Origin of the sequence: Paenibacillus humicus NBRC 102415 (assembly GCF_004000905.1) — a bacterium.
Classification (GTDB): domain Bacteria; phylum Bacillota; class Bacilli; order Paenibacillales; family Paenibacillaceae; genus Paenibacillus_O; species Paenibacillus_O humicus.
Genome location: NZ_BIMD01000098.1, coordinates 1 through 3,153 on the forward strand (window position 1 = coordinate 1; position 3,153 = coordinate 3,153).

The window sequence follows — 3,153 nt, forward strand, 5'->3', positions numbered from 1 at the left end:
TAGGTTTTGTAGGATTGTCCATTGTCCATCATTACAAAGATGTTAGGGAAAAACCAATTTAGTCAAGTAACACCGTTTGACTTCATTTCAGCTATTTTTTAGGTGAAGTCGTTGGAAATACTCTATATGACATGCAACTGTCTACCCTATGCTGTATTCTTTATTCTTATGGAGGTCATTTATGTTAGCTATTAAGACGGCAGGCCAAAAGTCTTGGAAATAAGAAGTTGGATCGATGGAACCCTGTGCCTTAATTCCGATAGTAGCATAATTACCCAATAGTTGGATTTCGTGCCGAATCAACTTATAAAAATATGGAGACTTAGTCCCTGGGCATCCGTTGAGCTGCTAAAAAAATAAGAAGTATCAAACCCATATACCCAAATAGCGGATAAAGATAAGTAAGTAAGGAGGTGAAACCGGCTTGACTAATCAAAAAACTAGCAAGTAATATGCCAAGAACTAACCAACTTTTAGGAAGATTATATAGACTTTGGATTTGACGAGAAATTCCGAAAACATTGCCTATCAATGTGGTGAATATTTCTCCATAGATTACGAGCAAAAACAATACATGAAAAAACCGCCCGAAATCTCGAATAATCTCGGCCATCGGAATATCGTATTGAAGAATCTCGGGCATCTTTGAGCTCATTGCAAAATGGCTGACAAGAAGCATAAAACCAAGACCAATGCCTCCCCAAAACCCTCCCCATTTTAATGCGCTTTCGTCATCCACCTCACTCCCCAGAGGAACCATAACGGCTAGAATAAAAGCAAAATTCAATCCTGCATACACAAACGGACTCACGAACCACTTCAAATTGTACAGTTGTTGGTTCTGCCAACCGACTATATCAAAAATATTGTCTATTCTGACAACCTTTACGACAAGGAGAATAGTGAAAAAAAGCATCATGGGAACGACTAACGAGTTTACGAACATAATTCCGCTGATTTCCTTCGTCATCACCAGATAACACAAAACGATGCTGATGATAATACCCAGTTGATAGGGTAGACGGAGTTGTTCTTCGAAAATGGTACCGGTTCCTGAAAGCATCACGGCCGTTACCCCAAATAGAATAATAAAAGTCAAGGCATTTGCGACTTTGCCGAAAATCTTGCCAAACAGATAAACATTAAACTCCTGATATGAAAATGCTTTGATATGGTGAGCTAGAATCATCATTTTAGTGCCGATCCACACAAAAAGAAAGGTGCTGCATAAAACAGTACCCGCCATATGCGGATGTACGCGGAATCCGGCGTTGCTGCGCGACGTTTCCAGCAGAAGCATCGAAATCGTCTGTGGCATTCCGATCTGAAATACGGTCCGTACTTGCCCATCGGACCGGGCGGTGCGATGAAACAGGTATTTCTCGTGACGTTCATCGACGATGCGACGCGGTTCGTTCTTCACGGGGAATTTTACCCGGTAATGGACAAGACGATCGTCGAGGATTGCTTCCGCAGGGCCATACAGAAATACGGGGTTCCGGAAGCGGTGTACTTCGACAACGGCAAGCAGTACCGCACGAAATGGATGACGAGGGCGTGCTCCAAGCTCGGAATCCGTCTTCTCTTCGCTAAGCCGTACTCGCCGGAATCCACGGGGAAAGTCGAGCGATTTAATCGTGTGGTGGACTCCTTTCTCAGTGAAGCGGCGCTTGAGAAGCCGAAGACGCTCGAGCGGTTGAACGAGCTGTTCCAGGTATGGCTTACCGAATGCTACCAAAACAAGCCGCATTCGGCGCTTCCCAACAAACAGAGCCCGTACAGCACATTCCAAAGCGACAAGAAGTCGCTGCGGTTTGCGGATCCGGATGTGCTCGCCGATGCGTTCCTGCATTGCGAGCCGCGCAAGGTCGACAAGTCCGGCTGCATCAGCTTCATGGATCGCAAGTATGAAGTGGGGCTGTCGTTCATGGGATGTACGGTGGATGTCGTATACGACCCGGCAGACATTACGGAACTCACGATCGAGTACGAAGGCCATCCGTCGTGGAGAGTGAAGGAGCTCGTCATCGGCGAACGCGCAGGCAAGCGCCCGCCGCTTCCGAAGCATTTACAACCGGAACCGACGGATTCGTCCCGGCTGCTCGCCGCCGCAGAAGAACGGAGCCACCAGCGTCACGACCATCAGGCGCCGGCTGTCACCTACCGGCGTGTTCTGAAGGAGAGCGGCGATGTTTGAGGCATTCTACGATCTGCATCGCTCTCCATTCTCGAGAGATCTGCCGACAAGCGAACTGTATGAGTCGGAAATCTTGGAAGAGACGCTCGGACGCTTAGCGTATGCGGCTCAGCGACAGTGGTTCGCGGTCGTTACCGGGGATTGCGGAACCGGGAAGACGACGACGATTCGGCGATTTACGGATACGCTCGACGCCGCAAAATTCAAGGTGTTGTATCTGTCGGATTCAAAATTGACACCAAGGCATTTCTACAAGGGGGTGCTCGAACAACTTGGTTGCGAGTCGAAGTTTTACCGCGGGGACGCCAAGCGTCAGTTGCATCGTGAGATTGAATTGATGCGTGGGATTCACGGTTTGCAGCCCGTCGTCGTCGTGGACGAGGCGCATCTGCTAGACCGAGAGATGCTGGAAGAGGTACGGTTCCTGCTCAACTTTAAGATGGACGCCCAAAGTCCGATGGCGCTGATCCTGGTCGGGCAAAGTGAGCTGTGGGAGCGACTCCATCTGCAAGCATACGCTGCCATTCGTCAGCGAATCGACCTGCAGTGCAAGCTTCCGCACTATGATCGCGCTCAGACAGGAGCATACATTGTCCGGCATATGGCTTACGCCGGTGCGGATCGGGATGTCTTCACAGACGGCGCAATTGATGACGTCTACCGCTTCTCCAGCGGAGCCGCTCGTCTGATTAACAAGCTATGCACGCACTGCTTGATTTACGGTGCGCAGAACAAACATCGTATCATAGACGATCATATGGTCAAGCGAGTGATCCAAGGGGAATTGTCATAATTCCCCTTTCGGTATAGCCTCATGCGGACAGATTGACCGTCAATAGAAGGACAACTTACGCCGTCAACCGCTGGACATTATGCGTTAGCAGTAACACTCTTAGCGCTCCAGCGCGGCATGAGACAAACGATCCCTGTCATAAAAATAATAAGAACCATAAATT

The 3,153-nt window shown here is 48.7% G+C and carries 2 protein-coding genes and 2 pseudogenes; 3 read left to right on the forward strand and 1 reads right to left on the reverse strand.

What is annotated here, in order from left to right:
- Positions 1-21: 21 nt before the first annotated feature.
- Positions 22-140 (forward strand): annotated as a pseudogene (locus PHU01S_RS26825) (DUF421 domain-containing protein); the annotation flags it as partial.
- 182 nt (positions 141-322) lie between these two features.
- Here the strand turns inward: PHU01S_RS26825 and PHU01S_RS25430 are convergent.
- On the reverse strand, positions 323-1,300 hold the full coding sequence (locus tag PHU01S_RS25430) for a YkvI family membrane protein (RefSeq protein WP_174806408.1): 978 nt from the start codon (positions 1,298-1,300) through the stop codon (positions 323-325).
- Here PHU01S_RS25430 and PHU01S_RS25435 point away from each other — a divergent pair.
- Positions 1,235-2,197: pseudogene (locus PHU01S_RS25435) on the forward strand (DDE-type integrase/transposase/recombinase); the annotation flags it as partial. The gene PHU01S_RS25430 and the pseudogene PHU01S_RS25435 sit on opposite strands and share 66 nt — an antisense overlap.
- Positions 2,190-2,990 (forward strand): ExeA family protein, encoded by an 801-nt coding sequence (locus tag PHU01S_RS25440; RefSeq protein ID WP_107338592.1) that lies wholly within the window; start codon positions 2,190-2,192, stop codon positions 2,988-2,990. The pseudogene PHU01S_RS25435 and the gene PHU01S_RS25440, both read left to right, overlap by 8 nt.
- Positions 2,991-3,153 lie beyond the last annotated feature (163 nt).